Annotated in this window: 1 protein-coding gene; it reads left to right on the forward strand. The window is 44.3% G+C overall.

Annotation, left to right across the window (positions count from 1 at the left end):
- On the forward strand, window positions 1-287 hold a 287-nt coding region (locus R2R70_RS19695), incomplete at both ends, for an SIS domain-containing protein (RefSeq protein WP_410978852.1).

The raw sequence follows: 287 nt of genomic DNA on the forward strand, positions 1-287 counted from the left end.
CGTGTCCTTAATTTGATAATGAACTGTAAAGGGCACGTTATTCTTTCAGGAATGGGTAAATCAGGGCATGTCGGTCGTAAAATGTCAGCGACGCTGGCCTCTACGGGTACGCCTAGTTTCTTTATTCATCCTACAGAAGCTTGCCATGGCGATCTGGGCATGATTACGCCTTACGATCTTCTGATCCTTATTTCTGCCAGCGGTGAAACGGATGAAATCCTCAAGCTAGTTCCTTCACTGAAAAATTTCGGCAACCGAATTATCGCCATTACCAATAATGGAAATTC

The organism is Cobetia sp. SIMBA_158, from assembly GCF_046566945.1.
Taxonomy (GTDB): domain Bacteria; phylum Pseudomonadota; class Gammaproteobacteria; order Pseudomonadales; family Halomonadaceae; genus Cobetia; species Cobetia amphilecti.